Annotated in this window: 24 protein-coding genes and 1 pseudogene (1 of these 25 cut by a window edge); 16 read left to right on the forward strand and 9 right to left on the reverse strand. The window is 39.6% G+C overall.

Going from position 1 to position 25,118, the window contains the following annotated elements; translation table 11 throughout:
- Positions 1–215: 215 nt before the first annotated feature.
- From MCBB_RS09975 to MCBB_RS10045, 15 genes and pseudogenes are all read left to right on the forward strand, one after another.
- Positions 216–461, forward strand: coding sequence for a hypothetical protein (locus tag MCBB_RS09975; protein WP_071907625.1), 246 nt, complete (start codon positions 216–218; stop codon positions 459–461).
- A 920-nt stretch (positions 462–1,381) separates the two neighbouring features.
- Positions 1,382–2,220, forward strand: a pseudogene (locus MCBB_RS09980) (formate/nitrite transporter family protein).
- A 227-nt stretch (positions 2,221–2,447) separates the two neighbouring features.
- On the forward strand, positions 2,448–4,499 hold the full coding sequence (fdhF, locus tag MCBB_RS09985) for a formate dehydrogenase subunit alpha (protein WP_071907626.1): 2,052 nt from the start codon (positions 2,448–2,450) through the stop codon (positions 4,497–4,499).
- 5 nt (positions 4,500–4,504) lie between these two features.
- Entirely contained in the window at positions 4,505–5,701 is a 1,197-nt protein-coding gene (locus MCBB_RS09990) for a Coenzyme F420 hydrogenase/dehydrogenase, beta subunit C-terminal domain (RefSeq protein WP_071907627.1), read from the forward strand.
- Between the two features lie 106 nt (positions 5,702–5,807).
- On the forward strand, positions 5,808–6,233 hold the full coding sequence (locus MCBB_RS09995) for a hydrogenase iron-sulfur subunit (protein ID WP_071907628.1): 426 nt from the start codon (positions 5,808–5,810) through the stop codon (positions 6,231–6,233).
- 5 nt (positions 6,234–6,238) lie between these two features.
- Positions 6,239–7,441, forward strand: a complete 1,203-nt coding sequence (locus MCBB_RS10000) for a Coenzyme F420 hydrogenase/dehydrogenase, beta subunit C-terminal domain (protein WP_071907629.1) — start codon at positions 6,239–6,241, stop codon at positions 7,439–7,441.
- Between the two features lie 165 nt (positions 7,442–7,606).
- Positions 7,607–8,134, forward strand: coding sequence for a beta-class carbonic anhydrase (locus tag MCBB_RS10005; protein ID WP_071907630.1), 528 nt, complete (start codon positions 7,607–7,609; stop codon positions 8,132–8,134).
- Between the two features lie 298 nt (positions 8,135–8,432).
- On the forward strand, positions 8,433–9,524 hold the full coding sequence (locus MCBB_RS10010; protein WP_071907631.1) for a formate--phosphoribosylaminoimidazolecarboxamide ligase: 1,092 nt from the start codon (positions 8,433–8,435) through the stop codon (positions 9,522–9,524).
- A gap of 382 nt (positions 9,525–9,906) precedes the next feature.
- A complete protein-coding gene (psmB, locus tag MCBB_RS10015; protein WP_071907632.1) occupies positions 9,907–10,530 on the forward strand; it encodes an archaeal proteasome endopeptidase complex subunit beta in 624 nt (207 codons plus the stop codon).
- A 139-nt stretch (positions 10,531–10,669) separates the two neighbouring features.
- Positions 10,670–12,574 carry a beta-CASP ribonuclease aCPSF1 gene (locus MCBB_RS10020; RefSeq protein ID WP_071907633.1) on the forward strand — a complete coding sequence of 635 codons (1,905 nt, stop codon included), beginning with the start codon at positions 10,670–10,672 and terminating at the stop codon, positions 12,572–12,574.
- A gap of 547 nt (positions 12,575–13,121) precedes the next feature.
- Positions 13,122–13,916 (forward strand): hypothetical protein, encoded by a 795-nt coding sequence (locus tag MCBB_RS10025; RefSeq protein ID WP_071907634.1) that lies wholly within the window; start codon positions 13,122–13,124, stop codon positions 13,914–13,916.
- Positions 13,917–14,036: 120 nt separating this feature from the next.
- Positions 14,037–15,065, forward strand: a complete 1,029-nt coding sequence (purM, locus tag MCBB_RS10030) for a phosphoribosylformylglycinamidine cyclo-ligase (protein ID WP_071907635.1) — start codon at positions 14,037–14,039, stop codon at positions 15,063–15,065.
- Between the two features lie 18 nt (positions 15,066–15,083).
- Positions 15,084–16,115: an L-sulfolactate dehydrogenase gene (gene comC, locus MCBB_RS10035; RefSeq protein ID WP_071907636.1), complete on the forward strand. Its 1,032-nt coding sequence runs from the start codon at positions 15,084–15,086 to the stop codon at positions 16,113–16,115.
- Positions 16,105–16,596, forward strand: a complete 492-nt coding sequence (comD, locus tag MCBB_RS10040; protein ID WP_071907637.1) for a sulfopyruvate decarboxylase subunit alpha — start codon at positions 16,105–16,107, stop codon at positions 16,594–16,596. The genes comC and comD overlap by 11 nt, the downstream gene beginning before the upstream one ends.
- Positions 16,597–16,703: 107 nt before the next feature.
- Positions 16,704–17,051: a hypothetical protein gene (locus MCBB_RS10045; RefSeq protein ID WP_071907638.1), complete on the forward strand. Its 348-nt coding sequence runs from the start codon at positions 16,704–16,706 to the stop codon at positions 17,049–17,051.
- A 255-nt stretch (positions 17,052–17,306) separates the two neighbouring features.
- Here MCBB_RS10045 and MCBB_RS10050 read toward each other — a convergent pair whose 3' ends face one another.
- From MCBB_RS10050 to MCBB_RS10060, 3 genes are all read right to left on the reverse strand, one after another.
- On the reverse strand, positions 17,307–17,957 hold the full coding sequence (locus MCBB_RS10050) for a flavodoxin family protein (RefSeq protein ID WP_231916355.1): 651 nt from the start codon (positions 17,955–17,957) through the stop codon (positions 17,307–17,309).
- A 60-nt stretch (positions 17,958–18,017) separates the two neighbouring features.
- A complete protein-coding gene (locus MCBB_RS10055; RefSeq protein ID WP_084789948.1) occupies positions 18,018–18,539 on the reverse strand; it encodes a nitroreductase family protein in 522 nt (173 codons plus the stop codon).
- A gap of 96 nt (positions 18,540–18,635) precedes the next feature.
- On the reverse strand, positions 18,636–19,187 hold the full coding sequence (locus MCBB_RS10060) for a flavodoxin family protein (protein WP_071907640.1): 552 nt from the start codon (positions 19,185–19,187) through the stop codon (positions 18,636–18,638).
- Positions 19,188–19,509: 322 nt separating this feature from the next.
- On the opposite strand from MCBB_RS10060, the gene comE reads away from it, so the two are divergent.
- Positions 19,510–20,052, forward strand: coding sequence for a sulfopyruvate decarboxylase subunit beta (comE, locus tag MCBB_RS10065; RefSeq protein ID WP_071907641.1), 543 nt, complete (start codon positions 19,510–19,512; stop codon positions 20,050–20,052).
- A 35-nt stretch (positions 20,053–20,087) separates the two neighbouring features.
- Here the strand turns inward: comE and MCBB_RS10070 are convergent, their stop codons facing one another.
- The 6 genes from MCBB_RS10070 to MCBB_RS10095 all read right to left on the reverse strand — a co-directional run.
- The gene (locus tag MCBB_RS10070) at positions 20,088–21,224 is read right to left on the reverse strand and encodes an aldo/keto reductase (protein WP_071907642.1); all 1,137 of its coding nucleotides are present in this window, start codon (positions 21,222–21,224) and stop codon (positions 20,088–20,090) included.
- 201 nt (positions 21,225–21,425) lie between these two features.
- Positions 21,426–21,713: a phosphoribosyl-ATP diphosphatase gene (hisE, locus tag MCBB_RS10075; protein WP_071907643.1), complete on the reverse strand. Its 288-nt coding sequence runs from the start codon at positions 21,711–21,713 to the stop codon at positions 21,426–21,428.
- On the reverse strand, positions 21,710–22,501 hold the full coding sequence (locus tag MCBB_RS10080) for a CBS domain-containing ParB/RepB/Spo0J family partition protein (protein ID WP_071907644.1): 792 nt from the start codon (positions 22,499–22,501) through the stop codon (positions 21,710–21,712). The genes hisE and MCBB_RS10080 overlap by 4 nt, the downstream gene beginning before the upstream one ends.
- A gap of 151 nt (positions 22,502–22,652) precedes the next feature.
- Positions 22,653–22,880, reverse strand: coding sequence for a DUF504 domain-containing protein (locus MCBB_RS10085; protein WP_071907645.1), 228 nt, complete (start codon positions 22,878–22,880; stop codon positions 22,653–22,655).
- 143 nt (positions 22,881–23,023) lie between these two features.
- Positions 23,024–24,379: an Asp-tRNA(Asn)/Glu-tRNA(Gln) amidotransferase subunit GatB gene (gene gatB / locus MCBB_RS10090; RefSeq protein WP_071907646.1), complete on the reverse strand. Its 1,356-nt coding sequence runs from the start codon at positions 24,377–24,379 to the stop codon at positions 23,024–23,026.
- A 67-nt stretch (positions 24,380–24,446) separates the two neighbouring features.
- Positions 24,447–25,118: the 3' portion of a radical SAM protein gene (locus MCBB_RS10095; RefSeq protein ID WP_071907647.1), read on the reverse strand. The gene runs 342 nt beyond the window's last position; only the last 672 of its 1,014 coding nucleotides appear in the window; the start codon falls outside the window, past its right edge; its stop codon occupies positions 24,447–24,449.

The following is a 25,118-nucleotide window of genomic DNA, read 5'->3' on the forward strand; positions in this document are numbered from 1 at the left end:
AATAATGATTTAATTAGAGTATCTCTCCCACTTATGCCCCTTCCTCATTCAGCAAAGGGTTTATAGCCCAAAAAATAAGGGGAATAAATTTCATTGATTTCCATAGTCTCAATAAAAGTTTTCACCCCCTCAAAAGTATAAGAGAAGATTTATTATATTGTAATATAATAATATTATCCAATAAAAAAAAATTTGAAATTAAGTGGGTGGTTAGAATGCCAGAAGAAATTGAAAAAGAAATACAAGAACAAATAAAAGGAAAAATCCAAACCGAAATTCAAAAAGAAATACAAGAACAAATAAAAGGAAAAATCCCCGCTGAAGTTGAAAAAGAAATACAAGAACAAATAAAAGGAAAAATCCAAACCGAAATTCAAAAAGAAATACAAGAACAAATAAAAGGAAAAATCCAAACCGAAATTCAAAAAGAAATACAAGAACAAATAAAAGGAAAAAAATAATCCCATGATAAATTCCCCTTATTTTTTTGAAATTTCAACTGGGGATCCTGCATAAAATTGCGGATTTAAATAAATTCAACCCAAGTTAAGTCTAGTTTTGCGAGGTTTTTCGATTAGGAATCCATTAACTTTTTACAAAGGTTTTTTTTAATGTACAAATCTATTTAAAATTATTTTCGTGTTTAATACGGTTAAAATTAGTATTTTATTTCCAATCCATTTTTATATCTCTCAATTTGATTTATATTTCCTAAAATTTGCTAATTTAACAGCCTTCGTATTGTAAAATAGTGCACTTCATTAATTTTCGGCATTACATGTGGGAAATATGTTTAATTTTGTCTGTAAATCTCAGGAATTTATTGGTTAAAATACAAAGGTTATAGCATTTAAGTCTTAATTTGAGTGATAACAATCTTTTTTCAACAATTACCACATTAATAATCAATACAATTCAAATCATAACCGTAGCACTATATTTGCAGTTTCTTATTAATTTACAAAGGAAGGACCCCACTGTGAAAAAACCATTAAAACCCCTATTTACATGAAAAAAACTTTCAAAGGCTTAATTATTCACAATAAACCAATTAAAAATCAAATAACCCTTTTGATAGATGTGCTAATCACTGCATAACGGATATAAACCTTTCGAAACGGTTCTTTTAACATAAATTTATATAGCATATAATGGGAGAATCAATTATATCCAATATATCATGAATGTTCATGGAGAATTTGGTTGATTGTCCCCAAAACACAGAAGCTAATCCATTACAATGGAAGTTAGTCACTGAAAGATCATGATAGATTGATCATATGAAAAAACCCTATTATCAACATCCATGTTATATTTGGATAGTACGCAGAGTACTACATAGAAAATTAAAATTGAATTCTATTAAAAGGAGGTCAAATATATGGCATCGTCGTTTAAATCGCCTGCAGATACAGCAAAGGCCTGTGTCGGAATAGCAGAATTAAAAGATAAAGCCCCTTTGAGTAACTTGATTCTTTTAAGCTTTTTAGCTGGGCGTATATTGCTTTTGGAGGACTCCTGGCTGAAGTTGCTACAGGTGGTATGGCAGCTGCGGGTTATCCTGTGGGAATGGTAAAACTGCTCTTTGGTGCAGTGTTCCCAGTCGGTCTGATGCTGGTAGTTATAGCCGGTTCTGAACTGTTTACTGGTAACTGTATGTACATGCCCTTTGGAATTCTTCAAAAAAGGGCCAGTTGGATGGGACTCATCCGAAACTGGGTAGGAAGCTGGATTTTTAACCTTGTGGGTGCTCTATTTGTGGCATATTTCCTGGCTGTAGCCACAGGTATACTGACAGCCCCGCCATGGGAAGCAACAGCACTTACAATTGCTAAAACCAAAGCACTTGGTGGTGCAACTTTCGTAGCAGCAGGAAAAACTGTTCATTCATTAACATGGAGCCAGGTGTTCTGGAGGGCTATTGGATGTAACTGGCTTGTTTGTCTTGCAGTGTACCTAGCCATCGCTTCAGATGATATCATTGGTAAAATATTAGGAATATGGTTCCCAATAATGGCTTTCGTAACCATGGGCTTTGAGCACGTTGTTGCAAATATGTTCTTCATACCTGTTGGAATATTCATTGGTGGAGTAAGCTGGACACAGTTCTTCATGAACAACATGATACCAGCAACCTTAGGTAACATCGTTGGTGGAGCAATCTTCGTAGCATGTATCTACTGGTGGACATATCTTAGAGGAACCGAATCGACAGATTAACCCCAATAAGTGGTTTAAACTAAACCACTTCCCCAATTTTTTTCGTAAATATGATTGATAACACTCTCATAAGATCATTGAAGATAAATATGCATTGAAGGATAAAAAATATTACTTAAGAATATTTTAACCCGTTGTCCAAGCGAAAAGCAGGGATAATCAATTATAATCAAGATCATTCACGTTTTTTAGAAGATTATTTTCTAGCATATAAGGAGGTAAAAAAAATGGAAATTCAATACGTTCCGACCACATGTCCCTACTGTGGATGCGGATGTGGATTCAACTTGGTAAATGTGGACGGTAAACTCGTAGGTGTGGAACCATGGAAAAGAAACCCAGTAAATGAAGGAAAACTGTGCCCAAAGGGTAACTTTTCATATGAGTTTGTACATCGAGAAGATAGACTAACTACACCTTTAATTAAGAAAGGTGGTGAATTTGTAGAAGCAACTTGGGATGAAGCTCTTGATCTAGTTGCATCCAAATTAACAGAAATGAAAGAAAAAAACCCTGAACAACTGGCATTCCTATCCTCAGCCAGATGTACCAACGAAGACAATTACACATTCCAAAAGTTTGTTAGAACTGTTATTGGAACCAACAATGTAGACCACTGCGCAAGACTCTGTCACGGGCCATCAGTAGCAGGGCTGGCCCAGACCTTTGGATCCGGAGCCATGACCAACTCCCTGGAAAGCTGTGCACATTCTGATGTGGTGTTCCTGATTGGAACCAACACCCTCGAACAACACCCATTGATGTGGAGAAGAGCATTACAAGCCAAAGCAAAAGGCGCAAAAATAATGGTGGCAGATCCAAGGTTCACACCATCTGCCAAACAAGCTGACTTGTACATACCATTCAAATCCGGTACCGACGTGGCATTACTTAACTCCATGATGAACGTGATCATTGCCGAAGGACTGGAAGATAAAGAGTTCGTTGAAAACCGTACCACTGGCTACGAAGAACTAAAAGAAATGGTCAAAAAGTATCCTCCAGAAGAAGCAGAAAAAATAACAGGAGTTCCTGCTGATCTCATCCGAGAAGCAGCATTGATGTACGCCAAAGCAGATAACGCTTCCCTACTGTTCTCCATGGGTATCACACAACACACCGTTGGAACTGAAAACGTTATGTCCACTTCCAACCTGGCCATGCTCACAGGTAACATTGGCCGACCTGGTACTGGAGTAAACCCACTGCGAGGTCAAAACAACGTGCAAGGAGCATGTGACATGGGAGCACTCCCGGTTAGTTTCCCTGGATATCAAGCCGTTGCCAATGAAGAACTTGTAGAGAAAATGACATGTTCCTGGGGATGCAGTGACCTATCATGTAAACCAGGTCTTACAGTAGTGGAAATAATGCACGCAGCCCACGCTGGTGATATTAAAGGTATGTACATTATGGGTGAAAACCCCATGATATCCGACCCTGACCTACAACACGTGGGAGAAGCCCTAAACAATCTGGACTTCCTAGTGGTGCAGGACATCTTTTTAACTGAAACCGCAGAACTGGCTGATGTAGTGTTACCTGCATATTCATGGGCTGAAAAAGACGGAACCTTCACCAGCACTGAAAGACGTGTGCAGTACATCAGAAAAGCTGTGGAAGGACCTGGTGAATCAAGGGACGATTGGGCTATAACTTCTGACATCGCCACCAGAATGGGATCAGATCTCTTTAAATTCAACAGTGCACAGGAGATCTTTGAAGAAATACGATCAGTCACCCCACAGTACGCTGGTATGAACAAAGAAAGGCTGGAAAAACCAGAAGCACTTCACTGGCCTTGCCCTGATGAAGAACATCCAGGAACTCCCATACTACACGCAGAGAAATTTTCAACCCCTGATGGTCTTGGAGTATTCAAAGCCATTGAGTTCAAAGCACCAGCTGAAAACCCAGACGAAGAGTACCCATTCATACTCACCACTGGACGTTTGCTCTTCCACTGGCACACTGGAAGTATGACCCGAAGATCAGAAACCTTGAACCGTGAAGTTTCAACTGGTTTCGTTGAAATTAACACTGAAGACGCAGCTAAACTGGGCATTAAGAATAAAGAGATGGTCAAAGTTAAAACCCGACGTGGTGAAATTGAAGTTCCTGCCAAAGTCACTAATGACATCATACAGGGAACAGTGTTCATACCATTCCACTTTGCTGAATGTGCTGCAAACATGCTCACCAGTGGTGATGCATTGGATCCATACGCAAAGATGCCTGAACTGAAAGTTTCCGCTGCAAGCATTGAAAAACTGGAGTGATCACAATGGTTCAAATAGGAGATATGTACTATGCATGGGGTTCAGACGATGAAATAGCTGCCAACGGTGAATGTGGTGGGGCAGTAACCACCATATTAAAGTTCCTTTTAGAAGAAGGCATAGTGGACGCAGTACTTGCCGTTAAAAAAGGTTCAGATTTATATGACGCCGTACCAACCCTAATCACAAACCCTGACGAAATCATAGAAACAACAGGATCCCTCCACTGCGGAACACTGAACATGGCCAAAGTAGTTGGAACATACCTCAACGGTGCAAAGGACATGAAGATAGCCGTTACCACCAAACCCTGCGATGCCATGACTCTGGTAGAATTAATAAAAAGGGAAGAGGTGGATGGAGACAACGTTCTTATGGTAGGGGTTAACTGCGGAGGAACCATGCCTCCTGTTAAAGCTCGACAGATGATCGAAAAATTCTATGAAACTGACCCAGATGAAGTGTTAAAAGAAGAAATTGCCAAAGGAAAACTGATCATCGAAACCAAAGACCATGAAGAACAGGAAATAAGTATCGACGAACTGGAAGACGCTGGATACGGTCGAAGAACCAACTGCCGAAGATGTGAAATCAACATCCCACGTATGGCTGATCTAGCACTGGGTAACTGGGGCGTGATCGGGCCACTGGCTGGTAAAGCCACCTTTGTAGAAGTATTCTCAGAAAAGGGTGCGGATGTCCTTGGTAAAGCCATAGAATCCGGAGCTCTTAACACCCAGGAACCAATACCCAAAGGTGTTGAAATTCGGGCAAACATCGACAAGATAATGGCAAAATTAGCAGGTAAATGGCAAGCCAAAGATTTCGATGAAAGCAGAGGTGAAATATTCACCACCATCGCCCAGTACATGGACGAATTCGATAAATGTATCAAGTGCTTCGGTTGCAGGGAATCTTGTCCAATCTGTTACTGTGAAAATTGCTGTCTAGAGGCAGATAAAGGTCCAGACTGGCTGAGTAAAGATCTTCCACCATCACCACTTTTCCATATGGAAAGGTTGATTCACATGGTGGAATCCTGTACCAACTGTGGACAGTGCGAAGAAGTGTGCCCTGCTGAAATACCCCTGGCAAAAATCTGGCATGAGATTAACCTCAAACTCCAGGAAACCTATGGTTTCACTAGGGGAATGGATGATAAAAAGCCACCTCTTTCTTACTTCCCAATGCCAGGTAAATAAAACGTGAAATATTAAAAATGAGAAGTGGGGATTCTCACTTCCTACAATTTTCATGTTTTTATTAAAAATTAAAGATATGATAAAAAAAATACATGGAGACGATATTATGGGATGGGAACCGAAAATTCTGGTTTTCTGTTGTAACTGGTGTTCATACGGTGGGGCCGACACAGCAGGTACTGCAAGAATTCAGTATCCTCCTAACGTACGTATAATTAGGGTGATGTGCTCAGGCAGAATAAATCCACTGTTTGTCCTAAAGGCATTTGACGAGGGAGCAGACGGAGTGATGGTTGCAGGATGTCACTTTGGAGATTGTCACTACGACAGGGGAAATTATGCATGTGACCGCAGAATAACAGCCCTGAAAACTGTTATGAAGACTGTTGGCATTGAAGAAGGAAGATTCAACTTAGATTGGATATCTGCATCGGAAGGGGAAAAATTTGCCAACGCAATGAAGAGTATTAGTGATCAGGTGAAGGAACTCGGTCCTTTCTCTTGGAGAAAAAATAAGGCGGAGATCGGGTGATTTAGATGGTTGAAGTAAACGATATGTATTATGCATGGTCTCCGGACGATGAGATAGCTGAAAGTGGAGAATGCGGCGGAGCTGTGACATCTATAATGAAATTCTTACTTGAAGAAGGTCTTGTAGATGCAGTGTTAGCGGTTAAAAAAGGAGCAGACCTCTACGACGCCGTACCAACCCTAATCACAAACCCTGACGAAATCATAGAAACAGCAGGATCCCTCCACTGCGGAACACTGAACATAGCAAAAACACTCAATAAGTACCTAAACGGCGCAAAAGACATGAAGATAGCCGTTACCACCAAACCCTGCGACGCCATGACCATTGTAGAGCTCATGAAAAGAAAGCAGATAGACAGGGACAACATTGTGATGATTGGAGTTAACTGTGGTGGAACCCTACCACCAGTTCAGGCTCGTGAAATGATAGAAAAATTCTATGAAATTGACCCTGACACCGTTGTAAAAGAGGAGATCGCCAAGGGAAATTTAATCATAGAAACCTCAGACGACCAAGAAAAAGAGATAGGCATAGATGTGCTTGAAGAAGAGGGATACGGCCGAAGAACCAACTGCCGAAGATGTGAAAACAACATACCTGTAATGTCAGACCTTGCTATGGGTAACTGGGGAGTTATAGGCCCTATGGCTGGAAAAGCAACATTTGTAGAAGTATTCTCAGAAAAAGGTGCAGAAGTTTTAGATAAAGCCTTGGCAGCTGGAGCTTTAAAGGTACAGGATCCAGTACCAAAAGGTATAGAGATACGTGCAAATATTGATAAAGCCATGGTAAATCTGGCAAACAAATGGCAGGACAGGAATTTCGGAGAAGAAAGTGGTGAACTGATCTCCCTTGACCAGTACATGGATGAATTTGACAAGTGCATAAAATGTTATGGCTGCAGAGAAGCATGCCCCCTCTGTTTCTGTGTAAAATGTTCTATTGAGTCAGAATCTAATCATTGGGTAGGAAAAGGAGAAATTCCACCATCACCAATGTTCCACTTCGTAAGAATGATTCACATGGTGGATTCCTGCACCAACTGTGGACAGTGCGAAGAAGTGTGCCCTGCACAAATTCCACTTGCAAAAATATTCCATAAGATAAATGTCCAACTGCAAGAAACATTTAAATACCATACAGGATACGACGTTGAACAAAAACCTCCCCTTTCTATAATAGATAAAGAGCCAAGTGAGGAGTAGATACCGGTTACTAGATTAAAAGACGTGCGATTCTGTAGATTCAATGATACAGAGGCACGATAACTTTAGTAGATCACGATTGGTTTAAAGATATATCCATTGCTCACCTCTTGTACGGAACAATCTTCGTGCTAATTGTGGTCTATTGGAGTTTTAGGTGATAAAATGATGCTTGATGAAGTATTAAAGGCCAATAAAAATTTTGTTAAAGACATTGAACCTAAAAAAATGAGTCACATGCCTCAAAAGAAATTAGCAATTGTAACATGTATGGATACCCGGCTCACAGGATTTTTAGAACCTGCCATGGGTATTGGAAGAGGCGATGCTAAAATAATAAAAAATGCCGGTAACACCATAGTAGACAGGGACGTTATAAGATCCCTTGCAGCAGCAGTGTATGCCCTTGGTGTAGAAGAGATCATGGTGGTTGGACACTACGATTGTGGGATGGCAAATGTTGATCCAGAGAAGATCAATGCTGCCATGATGGATCGTGGAGTGAGTCCTAAAACAGTTGAAGATCTTGATCTTAAGGAGTGGATAGGGGCCATCGATAACGAGGAAGAAAATGTGGTTCAAAATGTTAAAAAAATAAGGGGATCACCATTCATTCCATCTGATGTACCTGTACATGGCTTAATAATAGATCCCTACCAGGGAACATTGGAGGTACTGGTAGAAGATAAATGATTTTCTATTTTCTTCTTTTTTCCATATCCTTAATTTAAGAATTGTTAATTCAATGAATTGAATCTTAATTAATTATTAAATTCCAATTAACTTGTCATCTATGCAAAAAAAATAATTCATTACTTTTTTTTAGCTTCCTCAGTCAGAGTTGTACCAGTCTTTGTAATAATTTTGCATTTGACCCCTCTAAAGAATAAAACGAAAGATTAATATTAAAAACAAATCATACTGAAATAAAATAACATAAAGGAATTCAAAACGAACCATATTCAAATAAATGACATGTGGAGGAATTCAAATGAGCAAAGTAAACAGACAGGAGATTCTTAGTATTTTGGATGGATACGATAAGGACGATATAACTATTGCGACCTTAGGAAGTCATACATCCTTGCACATACTGAAAGGGGCGAAAAGGGAAGGATTTAAAACTGCTGTGGTCTGTGAAAAAGGAAGGGAAGTACCATATCAGAGATTCGACGTTGCAGATGAATACATAATTGTTGATGAGTTCAAGGACATAGTTAACGAAGACGTGCAGCAGAAACTCAGGGATATGAACAGTATAGTGGTTCCTCACGGTTCATTCGTTGCATATGCAGGATTGGACAATGTTGAGGATAAATTCAAGGTCCCAATGTTTGGTAACCGAGACGTGCTAAGATGGGAAGCAGAAAGAGACCTCGAAAGAAAACTCATAACCGAATCAGGTATCAGGATGCCCTACAAATATAAGGATCCTGCTGATATTGACAGGGCCGTTATGGTTAAGTTCCCTGGGGCAAGGGGAGGTCGTGGATACTTCGTTGCATCTTCCACCGAGGAGTACAACAAAAAGATCGATTCAATGCTTGAAAGGAAATGGATAGAAGAAGAAGACATTGCAAAGGCTCATATAGAAGAATATGTTTCAGGATGTAACTTCTGTGTGCACTACTTCTACTCTGTGTTAAAAGATGAGGTAGAAGTTCTGGGAATGGACAGCCGTTTTGAGTCAAATATAGATGGATTATGCAGAATACCTGCCAAGGACCAGCTTGAAGTGGGACTGGACCCATCATACGTTGTCACAGGAAACCATCCAGTTGTCATGAGGGAATCATTACTCCCACAGGTCTTTGAAATCGGTGACAATCTTGTTGAAACTGCAAAAGAACTCGTGAAACCTGGAATGAACGGTCCGTTCTGTCTGCAGAGCATGTGCACCGACAACCTGGAGATAGTTGTTTTTGAGATGAGTGCAAGAACCGATGGTGGAACCAACACCTTCATGGATGGTTCACCCTACAGTTACCTACTCTTCGGAGAACCTATGAGTATGGGTCGCAGAATAGCTCGTGAAATTAAAAATGGAATTGAAGAAGACAGGTTAGACGTTTTAATAACCTGATGAGTTTATTTCAATTTAATTCCTTATTTTTTTATTTTAAACTTAAGGCTTTGCTTTGGCTTTAAAACTGTATTTTGCTAATATAAATATTGTCCTAAAGTTTTTGATGGGTTTTTGTTGGATGTTTAAAGTTTTACATAGTATAAACATCTTCAAAATATTCAATTGAATTCAAAAAAAATAAAATGAAAACCTTTATAGATTTTAAAAGCTAAACTATCGAACAAGAAAGGTTTTACTTCACCTAAATTAGTAAACCCTTGAAGAAATGAAAAAAAGTAAAACTAGTAATATTTATATAGAATGAATTTATAAAATAGGGATAGACAATTCTTACTTAAAAACTATTTTTATTTGCCGTATTTTTTTCGAGGTGTATTTAATGAACGATAAAAATCAATTAATAGGCACTACAACTGTTGGTTTGACCTGTAAAGATGGAGTTGTTTTCGCTACAGAAAGAAGAGCCACCATGGGCAATTTAGTAGCACACAAGGTCGCTGAGAAGATCTTCAGGATAGACGACCACATAGGCGCAACAATTGCAGGGTCTGTTTCCCATGCACAGGTTTTAATGAAGTACATAAGTGCAGAAGTAGCACTTTACAGACTCAGAAACGGTGCAAGAATAAGCGTTGATTCTGCAGCAACACTGACATCAAACATATTACATTCAAACCCGCTCTACGTCCAGACCCTCCTTGGAGGAGTTGATGCTAAGGGCCCAGCAATTTACTCACTGGATCCCGCAGGTGGAGTTGTAAAGGACATGGTAGTATCCACAGGTTCAGGTTCACCCTTCGCATACGGTGTGCTTGAAGACCGCTACAGCGAAGACCTCTACGTTGAAGAGGGAGTTGATGTGGCCATAAAAGCAATAAAATCTGCAATTGAAAGAGACACCTACTCTGGTAACGGAATGCTTGTTGCAACCATTACCGAGGAAGAAGGATTTAAGATGTTGCCTCCTGAAGAGGTGGAAAAGAAGATTAAAGAATTAAACTAATTTTGAGTTTAAACTTTTTAAACCTTTTTTATTAGACTAAATTTACATAAATTATTATAAATTGTTTATAAATCGTAAACGCAGCTGTTTTAACATCTAATTAATTTAAAGCTGTTTTCTATTTTTTAGAAGTGATTATATGGGTTCAGAGATTCAAGAAATTAAAAATACAATAGTACAAAGATTACCCAAAAGAGTACAAGTAGCAAAGGTAGAATTTGAAGGTCCGGAGGTTGTGATCTACACAAAAAATCCTGAGATCATCACAGAAAATGGTGACCTCATCAGGGACCTTGCAAAGGACATAAGGAAACGTATAATCATACGTTCTGACCGTTCCGTTCTTATGGAGCCTGAAAAGGCAATTCAGAAGATCCATGAGATAGTTCCTGATGATGCGAAAATAACCAACATCTCCTTTGACGATGTAACCTGCGAGGTAATAATAGAGGCCAGAAAACCTGGTCTTGTCATTGGTAAGTACGGATCAACATCCCGTGAAATAGTTAGAAACATTGGTTGGGCACCTAAAATTCTTAGAACCCCACCAATAACATCAGAAGTTATACAAAGGGTTAGAAGAACCCTCAGGAAGAACAGTAAAGAACGTAAAAAAATATTACAGGACCTTGGAAACAGGATCCACAGGGAACTGCCATCAGAGAATGAATGGACACGTTTAACGTCACTGGGCGGTTTTAGAGAGGTTGGAAGGTCTTCGCTCTTCCTGCAGACAACCCACAGTAAGATACTGCTTGACTGTGGTGTTAACGTTGCGGGTACAGATGATAAAAGTTCCTATCCCTACCTGAACGTTCCAGAATTTGTTTTAGACGATCTTGATGCAGTTATCATATCCCACGCCCACCTTGACCACTGCGGATTTTTACCCTACCTTTACCACTACGGATATGAAGGCCCTGTTTACTGTACAACACCAACAAGGGACTTAATGACTCTTTTACAGCTTGATCATATTGACATAGCTCACAGAGAAGATAATCCATTGCCATTCAATGTCAAACACGTTAAAAAGAGCATTAAACATACCATAACCCTTGACTACGGTGAAGTGACAGATATAGCTCCAGATATAAGGTTAACCCTCCACAACGCAGGCCACATACTCGGTTCTGCCATCACCCACATGCACATAGGAGATGGTCAGCACAACTTCGTTTACACCGGTGACTTCAAATATGAGAGAAGCAGGCTGCTTGAACCTGCAGTTAACAAGTTCCCACGTATAGAATCCCTGGTTATGGAAAGCACCTACGGTGGACACGACGATGTTCAACCAACACGCAACGATGCAGAGAAGGAACTCGTTAAGATCATCTACAAAACACTTGAACGTGGCGGAAAGGTTTTAATACCTGTTTTTGCTGTTGGACGTGCCCAGGAACTCATGATAGTTCTTGATGAGTACATCAGACATGGAATCATCGACGAGGTACCTATTTACATAGATGGAATGATATGGGAGGCAACTGCAATACACACAGCCCGTCCAGAGTACCTGAGCAAGGATCTGAGGGACCAGATATTCCACATGGGAAGGAACCCATTCATATCAGATGTTTTCAACAAGGTCAACGGTGGAAACGAAAGGCAGAACATTGTTGAAGGAGAACCATCAATAATTCTCTCAACATCAGGAATGCTAACAGGTGGAAATTCAGTTGAGTACTTCAAATGGCTCTGTGAAGACGAGAAAAACACCCTGGTCTTCGTGGGTTACCAGTCAGAGGGATCCCTTGGTAGAAGGATCCAGAAGGGCTGGAAGGAAATACCCCTTAAAGAAGAGGGTAAAACCAACGTTTACAACGTGAAGATGGAAATAAAAACCATTGAAGGTTTCAGTGGACACTCAGACCGGAGACAGTTGATGGAGTACGTTAGAAGGCTCTCACCAAAACCAGAGAAGATCATGATATGCCACGGTGACAACTACAAAACACTGGACCTCGCTTCAAGCATATACAGACAGTACAAAATCGAAACCAAAACTCCAATGAACCTTGAAACTGTCAGAATACAATGAATATGAATTCCTTAAAAAGATATTTTAGGGATCATATCCCTCTTTTTTTAGATGGAATCATTTTAATGGACTTAAGAGTTATTTTTCATGATTTAAATGATTTTAAATTAATTTTTTCTTTTAATAGTTATTTTGATTGAATTTATTACGATTAAAAATCGTTTATTCAGATTTGAATCAAAAATAACATCAGAACTTAACCTAAGAGCTTAAAATTCTTTATTAAGGTCTCCGTAAAATTTAATAAATCCTAAGGTCAAATAATAAAATGTGAAGTAAGAAATGTTATACACCTTTGAATACCTCAAATCAAGGTAAAAACAAAATTTGAGGGGGGTGGAGGTGATATGGGGTTGAGATAACTTTTAAAAAAAAGTATAGTCCCATTACGGTTTTTGGAAGATCCTACTTCGGCCACGAACAAACCTATGAACCCCATTACAGCAAACAAGACGTAAATGAAGAGCCCATAAAACAGCTGGAAGGAATTTTAAAACATCTAAAAAGCTCCGGAAACAATACAGATCTGAATCTAGGTATTGATCTATTGATAACCTTAATATCCCACAAAAAAAGGGATGTTGTTGCACATTTTCTTGGACAGTTGTTCGTTTTGGTACCTCAAAGGAAGATACAAAAACTGATTCTTGAAGAGCTGCAGAGCATGGATAATGATAAAGACGAGCAAGTCCGTAGATCTGCAATTGATTCGCTTGATGTAATTTCAGATGAACTAAACAAGATGGAAGCTTTGAACTTAATTTCCGAAGCTTTTGATGGAATTCCATATCTCATCAATGAAAATTTAAGCCATTTTAACCCCACATATACATATAAAACTCATTTTAAACCTATTAAAAGGTTTTTTAATAGAATAAAACTTCTTAAACCCGATACTAAATTTAGAGGACATGTGCTACGTTTCTATAACAGATGCAGTTACTCCTTATACCGAAACTTCCTCTACTCCCGCATGATAAAATCATTCCCGGAACTGGAGTACATTGAATACCTGTTCGATGATGTATTTGAAGAAAAACTTATTGAAGCCAGCACAGATCCCTATTCAAAGCTTTTAGAGTATGAATCTGGCAAAAAAAATGCTTTGAATGGATTATCCCTTATTTATGCCAACAGTTTCCATGAAAAGGGACATATTCGCAGGTTAAAAGCTTTTCTTGATGATGATGACTATGGTGTTAGACAGGATGGAGTTAATGCTTTAAGCTATGTTGCGAAGATATTAATTAGTTCCAATGAGAAAACATTCATAAAGAATTTAGAAGTTTCAATGAAATGTGCTCCTGAAAAGCAGAGGGGAACATGTGAAAATCCATTGTAAAAAACTACTAATTCATGGATCAATGACTAAAATTAATTTAATAGCTATTTTAAAATAAAATAACTAGAAATGTACATAAAATCCAATCAAGATCAGATACAAATATAACGTGGTGAACTTATGGTAACTTATTCAGAATCTGGGGTAGATATAAGTCTTGAAGAGGTGACAGTTTCTGCACTGACTTCAAAACTCAAAGAAACCCTTAAATTTAGGGACATAATAACAGAAAGCGGTCATTTTGCTGCACTTGTTAAACTTGGAGATAAGGGTATTGCAATGAGCACGGACGGTGTTGGCAGTAAGATACTTGTGGCTGAAATGATGAACGACTTCAGCACCGTTGGAATAGACTGCATTGCAATGGTTGTAAATGACATACTCTGTGTTGGAGCTGAACCCATAGCAATGGTGGATTACCTTGCAGTTGAAAAACCGGATCCTGAAGCTGCAGCCCAGATAGCTGAAGGCCTTCTTGAAGGATGCAAACAGGCAAAAGTTGCAATGATCGGTGGGGAAACTGCATCACTCCCGGAGATAATAAAGAACTTCGACCTTGCAGGAACTGGAATTGGAATCGTTGACCTTGACAGTGTTGTGACCGGTGAAAACATCCGAGAGGGTGATGTTTTAATTGGAATAGAAAGCAGCGGTATACACAGTAACGGACTCAGCCTTGCAAGAAGGGTATTCTTCGAGGAAGCTGGTCTGAAGGTTGATGACCCACTGCCAGATGATCCAGATACAACGGTTGGTGAAGAACTCCTGAGACCCACCTTGATATACGTTGACCCGGTGGTGGAACTTCTGAAGGCGGATGTTGATGTTCATGGCCTTGCACACATCACTGGAGGAGGATTCACAAACCTCAAACGCCTTAAGAAGGGTACAGGTTACGATATAAACACACTACCAGAACCCAAACCCCTTTTTAAATCTCTACAATCACTTGGAGTGCCCCTTGAGGAGATGTACAGGGTTTTTAATATGGGAATTGGTTTCGTTGTTATTGTAAATCCTGAGGATGCAGATACAACAGTAAAGATTATAGAAAAGTACAACAAAGCTTATAAAATAGGTTACGCTTTAGACGACCAGGAAGAGAAGGTTAAGGTAAAAACCTTCAAGGATACTATTATCCAGTTATAACTCAACGAAGGTGCATGCATGAAAATACAAATAGACGCGGAGAAGTCATTAATCATCGAAATTCTGAAGAGGATGGATGTGTCAGAAGAGGACGCAAAGATCGTTGCAGATGTCACTGCAGACGCAGATTTAAAAGGATTCACGTCCCATGGAATAGGACGGTTTCCACAGTACATAAAGGGACTGAAGGCCGGCACGATAAAAACGGATACAGAAATAGTTGTTGAAAGGGAGACTGTTTCAACAGCCCTTATAAATGGTAATCACAGGTTTGGACACGTTGTAGCTTCCAGAGGAATGGAACTTGCAATAGAAAAGGCTAAGGAAACAGGAATAGGTCTTGTTGGTATTCATGATTCCAACCACTTCGGTGCCACAGGTTACTACACAGACATGGCACTGATGGAGGACATGATCGGTGTTGCAATAGCCAACACAGAACCAGCTGTCGCTCCCCTGGGTGGAAAAGAACCAATAATAGGTACAAACCCAATAGCAATTGGAATGCCCTCAAACAAGAACTATGTGTCTGTTGATATGGCAACATCCGCATCTGCAAGGGGTAAACTTATTGAAGCAATGAGGAAGGGTGAACGTATACCCGAGAACGTTGCACTGGATGCAGATGGAAATCCAACCACAGATCCAGAAGCAGCACTTAAAGGATCGATACTTCCATTCGGAGCCCACAAAGGCTACGCACTTTCTTTCATGATCGAATTAATGGCAGGACCCCTTGTAGGGGCTTCCTTTGGTAAAGAAGTTACTGGAACAGCACATCCAGAAGAGATGTGCACAAAGGGAGATCTCATAGTTGCCATAGACCCAAGTAAATTTGGTGATGTTGAAACATTCAAAACAGAGGTTGACGATTTCATATCTGAGGTTAAGGCCCCTGGAAACATTTTCATACCTGGTGATATGGAAGTTCGTAACGTTAAAAGGTACAAAGAAGAAGGTGTATCTTTGGATGATAAACTCCTTTCACAGCTCAAGGAAATAGCAGATGAGGTATCACTTGATCTGGAGGAAATCATAGGTGGACAGTAGCCAAGCAGTTTACGAAGCCCTTAAAAAGGCAGGAATAGACTTCGTAGTCACCCTTCCCTGTGTGAACCTTGGAGAAGTTCTCAAGATGGTGGAATGCGACCCTGAAATCAAGCATGTTCCTGTTACAAGGGAAGAAGAAGGCTTTGGAATATGTGCCGGGGCTTTCATGGGTGGAAAGAAGCCTGCAATACTCATGCAGAACTCCGGACTGGGCAACTCTGTAAATGCCCTGGCTTCACTTTTTAAACTCTACCAGTTCCCTGTTCTCATGGTTATGAGTCACAGGGGAACCCTGGGTGAGAAAATATCAGCCCAGATACCCATGGGCAAGGCCACCCCGAAGGTTCTGGATGCACTCGACATACCTTACTTCAATCCTAAAACTCCTGAAGAAGCCCTGAAGGTTATTTCTGATGCATGGAGCCTCTCAGAAACTGGGGGCACACCAGTGGGAATTCTTCTGGACATTGGGTTCTGGTAGAAAGTTAAGAAAATTATTAAAATTTTGGAACCGTTAAAACAATTTAAATTCTTTTTTGATTTTTTTAAAAAAATAAAAGTCAATACTTGAATTGAAGAAGGTAAAACGTGGAAAAGAAAAAAGTTTTTAAAGTTTTAGTGCTTGTATTTGTTTATTGTAATATATTAATTATGAAAGGGATTATGATGATAATATTTCTTCCATTCCTATTGCTTCTTCCTGTTTATTATATATGTAAGGAAAGAAAAAAAAGTTACAAAGTATTTTTTCCCGTTATTTATGCCCTTTTTCTATTAGAAGGAATTTTACTGATTTTCTTCTATAAATTTGATTTCACCACTTTTAAAGACAATTTATGGCTTTTTTCCATTTGTGGAGCCCTTTTAATTATATCAATAATCATTTATGGTTCTTACCTACTTAATGGAAGATATAAAGAGTTTCCATGGAATTAAATAGCACTGATCTTTAACATAACAGTTAATTTTAAGTTTTTTGGTTTTGGAGAGCATTATCATTATATTTTTATAAACGAACTAACTAATTTTTAAAATAGCAAAAACAAGTTTTTCAAGTTTACTTTAATAAAAAACGTGCTTTTAAGTGATTAATTTTTTTATTCAGGATGTATTTTAAAACTTCAAAATTTTTTAAAACAATTGAAAAAAGCTAAATTTAAAAGATCTTTCGATTTCAAATTTATTCAAGGTTTATTTCAACAGCTCATTCTTTCCTGCAAACCTTGCACCCATATCAAATGCCCTTTCACAGTCCACTGGAAATACCTCTTTTCTCCTTTTGAGTTTGGCTTCTGGGTCGAAACGTGAGGAAACGTACCTGGAGTAATCATCGAACTGATAGGTATCCGTAACAAGTAGAGACTCTGCTTCTCCAATTATCCGTCCAGCAAGACGTTCTGCAACCTTGAAATGTTCAAGGTACCCCACCTCTTTCATCACCTTCTCAGTCACACCCATGGTGTAGATGAAACCAACAGGCATCCTTTTAGGGAATAAGGTTGATCCTTCAGAATCGTAAACCAGATATGGAAATATCAGTCTCTCGAAGAAGGATCGCATTTCTCCTGTGGCTGTTCCGAGATAAATGGGAGATCCGAGGATCAGGGCATCACTTTCGGTGATTCTATCAAGGATAGGTGTTAACTCGTCCTTGATGTTGCATCTGCCGTAGCTTTTTCCTCCCTTCAGTTTACAGGCAAAACAACTTTTACAGCCTTTATAATTCAAGTCGTATAAATGTATGAGTTCTGTTTCTGCCCCCCGTGATCTTGCACCTTCAAGGGCTTTTTCAAGGAGTATTGCGGTGTTCCATTTCTTTCTTGGACTTCCATTAAATGCCATGACCTTCATTCTCTCATCCCACTTTATATTAAAGCTTTTTCTCAAATCTTATAGATCCTTTTACCATCTTTCTCTATGGATCTTCTCCATTTCAAACTTGTCTTTGGGCTTTTCTAAGCCTTTAGGATATCCTATTGAGAGGATGTTTAGGGGAACAACGTTTTCTGGGATGTTGAGTATTTTCCTAACACCTTCAATTCGTTCTTTGACTGGATAAACACCCAACCAAACAGCTCCAAGTCCCATGGATTCTGCAGCCAGAAGAATGTTCTCTGAAGCAGCAGAACAGTCCTGTACCCAAAATTCAGGAGCATCGGGTACAGATTTCTCAGGCACCCCACAGACGACCACAGCTGCACCTGCACCAGGGAGCATTTTACCAAAGGGCATAACATCAGCCAGGGCTTTGAGTGTGGATTTCTTTTTGACAACTACAAAATCCCACGGCCTCATATCCACGGCACTTGGTGCAGCCATACCTGATTTTATCAAAATTTTGAGGTCTTCTTGGCTAACTGCTTTGTCGAGATAACTTCTAACACTTCTACGATTTTTTATAACCCTCAATGTTTCATTTTCCATTTAAAAAACCTCATAAAAATATGTCCCTTTTAAGCCATAGAATTTAAAGAATTTAAAGAAATAAAAAATAGAAATAAAAAAGGATTGTAGTTCCATTTAAATAACCAGATCCTTTCCTATTTCCCTTGCCCTTTTAAGGACATCTTCATTGCCCCTGATCTCACCGGGCTCATGGGTTCCCCCTGCAACAAGTGGATCCCTGACATTTCCAAAGAGACCGTACATATCTTTTACAGAGTTCAGGTAATCATTGAAAGCGTTTGCATCAGGGTTTCCCTGTGTGAATGCCAATGCAATCTCTTTTTTACCGTATTTTTCTTCAAATCCTGTCATGAAGAATGCGTAAAGTCTGTCTGTGAACAGTTTTGCCTGGGCTGACATCTGCCACATGTAAATTGGTGCTCCAAGTACGAATGCATCTGATTCCCTTATTTCCTTGTAAAGTGTCTGCATATCATCTTTTGTGGCACATTCACCACCATTGACTTTGCAGCGTTCACATGCCTGACAAGGTGTTATTTTAAGTGAGTTGAGGTTGAAAAGTTTGGTTTCTGCTCCATTATCTGAAGCTCCCTTCAGCATTTCATCAACAAGAATTTCTGTGTTTCCGCCCTCCCTTGGGCTTCCTACAAATCCTACTACTTTCATGTGTAAACCTCCAGTTTCAATCAACAAGATAGTTGTATGTACAAGCATATATAAGTGTTTTCATACGTATCGTTACAGGAAACAGAAGGGTTACAACTTAATTCAAAGCTGAAATTTAGGTTAACACATAAAACTAAATTTAAGGTAAACTATAAAAAATAAAACAACACTAAAAGAAATTTTTTATAACTTGCAGAATAAAAATGAAGTAAGATAATTACATTATTTCAATGAGATCTTTAATTAAGATAGCTAGTGATAACTAGTTAATTTTTATTAATAATAATTAATGAGATTAAGATTTAAAGCGAGGGATGTGCAAATGAAGAAGATAGATGCTATTAAACTTATCACAGATGAACTTGAGGATGAACTCGTTGTCTGCAATATAGGATTCCCATCAAGGGAACTTTACCATGTTAAAGACAAGGCCACCCATTTTTACATGCTGGGTTCAATGGGACTGGCATCCTCCATCGGACTTGGACTTGCACTGTCCACAGAACAGAAGGTAATTGTATTTGACGGTGATGGCTCTGTTCTCATGAACATGGGAAGCCTTGTAACCATTTACAACCAGAATCCAAAAAATATGGTGCTGGTGGTGCTTGACAATGAATGCTATGGTTCAACAGGTTCCCAGTGCACCTACGCATCATCCTTCGACATGTGGAAGATTGCAGAGAGCATAGGATTCAGGGAAGTGTTTTACTTCAAGGATGAAATCAATTTCAGGGAAGTTTTAGATGCAGAGGGACCTGTTTTTGTCCACGTCAAGGTTGAACCTGGAAATGCAAATGTTCCAATAATACCCATGGATGCATGTGCCATAAAGGAACGTTTCATGGCTGAAGTGAAACACTGAATTTTACATACCAATTAACATACTATCGAATCAATTTATTTTTCAAAGGTTTTGGAAACCTCTCTGAGGGTCCCCTTGATATCGATCATCTGGGGACAAATCCACTCACACTCACCGCACTGGGTGCAGTTTGAAGCCCGCTCCTTTTCAGTTAAGAGTCCGTAGTAGTTCATCCGGGCATTCTCAACATCACCATACATATGTGCACTGTTGAAGTACCTGAAGTTTCCTGGAATGTTCACACCATCTGGACAGGGCATGCAGTAACCACATTCAGTGCATAGCACCTTCATCCTTTGATGGTAAACCCTTCTAACTTCCCTTACAAGATCCAGCTCATCATCAGTGAGGGAATCTGGAAGCCCTGCTTCACCTATTTTTAAATTTTCTTCAAGCTGCTCAAAGGTGTTCATACCACTTAAAACCGTGCTTATACATTTTTTATCCCAGAGGAATCTCAAAGCCCATTCTGCAGGAGTTCTCCTTACTGGAGCTTCATCCCATATCTCTTGAACCTCCCTTGGTACTTCATTCACAAGGGCTCCTCCCCTCATGGGTTCCATCACGATAACTCCGATTCCCTGACTTGATGCATACCTTATACCATCTATACCTGCCTGATAGTTCTCATCAACCAGATTGTACTGAACCTGACACACATCCCAATTGTAGGAGTCGATTATCTCAAAGAAAAGATCGATCTCATCGTGAAACGAAAATCCAGTGTACTTTATTCTGCCGTCTGCAACCGCATCATCCAGGAACTCCAGAACACCCAGGGAGCTCAAATTCTCCCAGTAGTCCTTTTTGAGGGAGTGTAAAAGGTAGAAATCTATTTGATCCGTTTGAAGGCGTTTCATCTGTTCTTCAAGGTAGAAATCCATGTCCTCCCTTGTCTGGATCTTCCAGCTTGGGAGTTTGGTTGCAAGGTGAACCTTCTCCCTGTAACCGTCCTTGAGAACTTCTCCAAGCACCCTTTCACTTTCACCACTGTGGTAGGGATGTGCAGTGTCTATGTAATTAACTCCACAGTCCACTGCGTAGCGTACGAGCTCTTTTGTTTTTTCAAAATCGATTTTAGCGTCCTGACCATCCAAAGTGGGCAGGCGCATTGCACCAAATCCCAGTATAGATACCTTTTCACCTGTGGAACCTAATTCACGATACAACATGGTATAAAACCCCAAACAATCTCATAAATCTTTGAATTCTTTATTTAAACCTTTTTTCAATGTGCAAAATTAGAAGGGTAAATTTTTGATAATCGTATTGTAATATCCTAATGCTAGCAAAGAATTTTTTAAATAATTTCCAGTTTTAAAATGTAAAATAAAACTAAAAATAGGATTGAATAGAATTGAGCAGGATTGAATTTATTTTCTTCTCCTCTCAAACTCCTCGAAGAGTTCATCCAGTTCCACACCTTTGTAAACAAGAAGAAGCAGTGTGTGGAATATGAGGTCTGCAGATTCATAAACGAGGTTTTCATCATTTTTGGATGCAATTAAAACCTCTGCACATTCTTCACCTATCTTTTCAAGGATCTTATCCTCTGCACGTTTATCACTGTCCTGCATTATCTTGGATGTGTATGAATCAATTGGATTGTCACGTCTTTCCTCTAAAACCCGATAAACTTCCCTTATTATTTTGTCTTTCACTTTTTTATCTCCCTGAGCGGTCCTGTTATTGCTATCAGTGGGTGCTGTGCATCATCTATTATTTCTATATCCTTAAATGAGAATATACCATTTTTATCAGCTGTTTTTTCAAGCCCAAGCCTCATATCCTTATCGATCTTGATGACGTAGGAATCTATTTCCTTGTAACCAAGTTCTCGGGCTGCAACTGTCCTGTGATGACCATCCACAAGAACGTAACGCTTTCCAACCTTAACAACTATGGTTGGTTCTGCAAGACCTCTTTTAAGTTCGTAGGTTCTTCCCTGAAGTTCGTCGGCGTATATCTTATCCTGTGTGGGTCTCAGATTTTCGATGGGTACCTTCATACGCACGATCTTGGTTTTTATATTGTAAAGCTGTTCCAGGGTCTTTTTGAAGTAGTTAACCTTCATTGGAGTTGATCTCTCTATATGAGACCTTACAATATCGGTGTTGGTTAATATTCCAACCAGATTTTCATCTTTATCAACCACAGGTAGTCTGGATATTCCCATACGGAACATGACCCTTGCAGCATCGTTTATAGACATTTCCTGGTCAGACACAACAACATCCCTTGACATTATACCCTCAACATGTGGAACCCACTCCTTGAGGAGAAGGTCAAAGGCTGTTACCATTCCAATAACCTTTCCATCTGTTTTAACAGGAAAACCATCATGACCTGTTGCCTTCATTAACTTTATAACATCTTCATTTGGAGTGTCAGGAGTTACCGTTATAACATCTCGAGTCATATAATCCTTTACAAGGGCTGAACTTGTCATTTGAATCTTCCACCATCCATTTTTTTATTTCTGAAATCATTCAGTTGTTAAGAGTTATTGTTGAGTAATATAATCATCCAAGATTCTTTCATAAGATTTCATTTAAGATCTTTCACCAAATTCAAGAAAATTCAAGAAAGAATTCCAGAATCTACTTCTGCCATAGAACTTTTTTGTCGGATTCTACTTTAACGATTCTGTGGTATGGAATGTGAGTTCCTTCATTCAATATTAAGAATCCACCTTCCAAACTTTCTATTGAACTTCCGGAGATTGTTTTCAGGTTTCCACGTGCACCTCTGTGGACGTAAGTTATCCTAGTTTTCTCAACATCCATTTCAGGATGCCAGAGTATCATGTTCAGGATGTTCTTTGCCATCTTGAAAACCACAACCTTATCCCAATATCTTAATTAGTATCTTTATTAATTAATAGCTTAATCCACTTCCTCACTGATTCAACAATCATTCATTAGGGAATTTATTGATTAAGAAGATATTAAAATTTAGATATCAATTACCTTTACTCCTTCAATTCAGCTTCAATTAATTTATGAGTTTCACCAGGATCAGCTTTTCCCCTTGTAAGCCTCATAACCTGACCTATAAGGAAGTTCATCGCGTTTTTCTTACCTTCATGGTAATCTGAAACTGCTTCAGGGTTTTCATCTATGGCCTGTTTCACTGCAGCCACAACCACATCTTCCTCAACAACACCTAAAAGACCCAGTTCCTCTGCTATGGTGGAGGGCATCTTGGAATTTTTTGGCAGGTTCTCCATGATCTTCTTACCTGCTTTGGCAGTGACCTTCTTATTCTGCAGAAGCTGGAGCAAATCTATGATCTGCGCAGGCGTTATTTCACTTTCCTTGAAGCTCAGCTTGTTGTAGTAAACAACACGCTTGAGTTCATCCCTCATCCATAGTGCAGCGAACTCTGGATCCACGACCTTTGCAACTTCCTCAAAGGCATCTGCAAGATCGAGTTCTGAGGTTAAGACCTTTGCATGGTCCTTTTCAATTCCGTACTCTGCTACAAACCTTTCAGTTTTGATGTGGGATGGTTCTGGCATTGCTTCCCTTATTGCCTCAACTCTTTCCTCCTCTGCAAGCATTGGAGGTAGATCTGGATCAGGTATGTACCTGTAATCTTCTGCCTCTTCTTTAAGACGCATTGGAACAGTTATCATCTGTGATTCCAGGAAAGCCCTTGTTTCCTGTTTTATTTCTATTCCACGTTTCAGGAGATTTTTCTGACGTATCATCTCGAACTTCAGGGCCTTGTAAGCACCTTTTATTGAGTTTATGTTCTTGATCTCAGCCCTTTTACCTCCCTCAAGGGATATGTTAACATCTGCACGCATTGTACCCTCTCCACGGGCACTTCCACTGTATTCAAGAACCCTAATAAGTTCTCTGAGGAAAGTACGGGCTGCTTCAGGTGAGGTCATATCAGGTTCTGTAACGATCTCAATGAGAGGTATTCCTGACCTGTTGAAGTCCACAATTCCAAGATCTGGTTTGTACTGACCTGGATCCTCCTCAAGGTGAACCTCCCTTATCCTGACACCGTTCAAATCTCCCTCGTATCCTATGGGGATGGATGTACGCTGGTAACCTGAGGAGAGGTCAGGGTAATCGTAGTGCTTCCTCTGGAAGTAGGTGACATCCGGTGATATTTTACAGCCCAGCATGAGGGCTATCATTACAGCACCGTCAAGTGCATCCCTGTTTGGTGGGTAGGGTTTGGCCCCTGGCTGGTTCAGACAGACATGACATATGTTTGTATTTGCTGGGGCTTCCTGATAATTTGTATGACAGGTACAGAATAATTTGGAATCAGTTTCAAGCTGAACATGAATTTCCAGTCCGCATTTCATCTTAATGGTTATTCCTCCTTGAAAATCTGGTAATAAATATTATTTAATACACTTTGATCATTGATTTTTAATCCTTATTTTGCTCTGATTTATTATTGAGACACATATCAATATATCTTTTTATAAAAGGCTCGACTTTGGGATGGGGAATGGTTCCAGTTGTGAGCATGTCAAAATCTGTGAAGGTTCCCTCAAGGCTTCTACCAGCCCATCGAACTTCTTCCTCAACACGCCTACCGTAGCCTGTTCCAAACATCTTGAAAAGGGGAAATTTGGTTAATCCGTTGGCACCTGCAAGTATCAGGGAGCCTATGTTGGCAAGGTTATCTGTCCAGGTTCCTGTGATAATTTCAAGCTCTGGGAACCTTATCCTTGTGGCTGCAACAACACCTGCGTAGTAAAGGGATGCAGGCTGTGGAGAATTCTCGTAGGCTGTGTCCTTGTGGGGATTCAAGGAGTAAAATATGACCCTGTTGATTCCAAGGTCTTCTATCATTTCCCATAGGTATTCCAAGTCTCCTGGTGTTTCTCCAAGGCCTAATATTATTGTTACAGCCTTTTTAAAGCCCATGTCCCCTGCAAGTTCAAGCATGTGCCCTATGTCATCAAGTGACTTGCTTGGGCAGATCTTGTTGTGGAGTTCCGGGTTTGCAACCTCCACCGCACCTGTAACACCTGCAATCTCCTTTCCATAGGCTTCAAGTTCACTGGTTATGCCAATGTTGAGCCATACAGGTTT

This window comes from Methanobacterium congolense, assembly GCF_900095295.1.
GTDB lineage: Archaea > Methanobacteriota > Methanobacteria > Methanobacteriales > Methanobacteriaceae > Methanobacterium_C > Methanobacterium_C congolense.

Excerpts from the sequence above, each read along its gene's own strand:
- MCBB_RS09975 (WP_071907625.1), top strand. The coding sequence starts at position 216 with ATGCCAGAAGAAATTGAAAAAGAAATACAAGAACAAATAAAAGGAAAA.
- fdhF (WP_071907626.1), top strand. The coding sequence starts at position 2,448 with ATGGAAATTCAATACGTTCCGACCACATGTCCCTACTGTGGATGCGGA.
- MCBB_RS09990 (WP_071907627.1), top strand. The coding sequence starts at position 4,505 with ATGGTTCAAATAGGAGATATGTACTATGCATGGGGTTCAGACGATGAA.
- MCBB_RS09995 (WP_071907628.1), top strand. The coding sequence starts at position 5,808 with ATGGGATGGGAACCGAAAATTCTGGTTTTCTGTTGTAACTGGTGTTCA.
- MCBB_RS10000 (WP_071907629.1), top strand. The coding sequence starts at position 6,239 with ATGGTTGAAGTAAACGATATGTATTATGCATGGTCTCCGGACGATGAG.
- MCBB_RS10005 (WP_071907630.1), top strand. The coding sequence starts at position 7,607 with ATGATGCTTGATGAAGTATTAAAGGCCAATAAAAATTTTGTTAAAGAC.
- MCBB_RS10010 (WP_071907631.1), top strand. The coding sequence starts at position 8,433 with ATGAGCAAAGTAAACAGACAGGAGATTCTTAGTATTTTGGATGGATAC.
- psmB (WP_071907632.1), top strand. The coding sequence starts at position 9,907 with ATGAACGATAAAAATCAATTAATAGGCACTACAACTGTTGGTTTGACC.
- MCBB_RS10020 (WP_071907633.1), top strand. The coding sequence starts at position 10,670 with ATGGGTTCAGAGATTCAAGAAATTAAAAATACAATAGTACAAAGATTA.
- purM (WP_071907635.1), top strand. The coding sequence starts at position 14,037 with ATGGTAACTTATTCAGAATCTGGGGTAGATATAAGTCTTGAAGAGGTG.
- comC (WP_071907636.1), top strand. The coding sequence starts at position 15,084 with ATGAAAATACAAATAGACGCGGAGAAGTCATTAATCATCGAAATTCTG.
- MCBB_RS10050 (WP_231916355.1), bottom strand. The coding sequence starts at position 17,957 with ATGGCATTTAATGGAAGTCCAAGAAAGAAATGGAACACCGCAATACTC.
- MCBB_RS10055 (WP_084789948.1), bottom strand. The coding sequence starts at position 18,539 with ATGGAAAATGAAACATTGAGGGTTATAAAAAATCGTAGAAGTGTTAGA.
- MCBB_RS10060 (WP_071907640.1), bottom strand. The coding sequence starts at position 19,187 with ATGAAAGTAGTAGGATTTGTAGGAAGCCCAAGGGAGGGCGGAAACACA.
- comE (WP_071907641.1), top strand. The coding sequence starts at position 19,510 with ATGAAGAAGATAGATGCTATTAAACTTATCACAGATGAACTTGAGGAT.
- MCBB_RS10070 (WP_071907642.1), bottom strand. The coding sequence starts at position 21,224 with ATGTTGTATCGTGAATTAGGTTCCACAGGTGAAAAGGTATCTATACTG.
- MCBB_RS10080 (WP_071907644.1), bottom strand. The coding sequence starts at position 22,501 with ATGACAAGTTCAGCCCTTGTAAAGGATTATATGACTCGAGATGTTATA.
- MCBB_RS10085 (WP_071907645.1), bottom strand. The coding sequence starts at position 22,880 with ATGGCAAAGAACATCCTGAACATGATACTCTGGCATCCTGAAATGGAT.
- gatB (WP_071907646.1), bottom strand. The coding sequence starts at position 24,379 with ATGAAATGCGGACTGGAAATTCATGTTCAGCTTGAAACTGATTCCAAA.